Annotated in this window: 1 protein-coding gene; it reads right to left on the reverse strand. The window is 67.8% G+C overall.

Features of this window, described 5'->3' with window-relative positions; translation table 11 throughout:
* The coding region (locus tag IH54_RS0139115; protein WP_043183825.1) for an ATP/GTP-binding protein at positions 1-205 on the reverse strand (205 nt) is incomplete at both ends.

Genomic DNA, 205 nt, shown 5'->3' on the forward strand with positions numbered 1-205 from the left:
GACGAGGACGACGGCGCCGATCGCGCCGCGTACCAGGTCGTCCCACATGAACCAGAAGCGGTCCTGGCCGGGGGTGCCGAACAGGTAGAGGATCAGGTCGTCGTCGAGCGTGATGCGGCCGAAGTCCATGGCGACCGTGGTGGTGGTCTTGTCCTGGACGTGGCTGAGGTCGTCGATGCCGGCCGACGCGGAGGTCATGACGGCC

Source organism: Streptomyces sp. NRRL F-5123 (assembly GCF_000721495.1).
Lineage (GTDB): Bacteria > Actinomycetota > Actinomycetes > Streptomycetales > Streptomycetaceae > Actinacidiphila.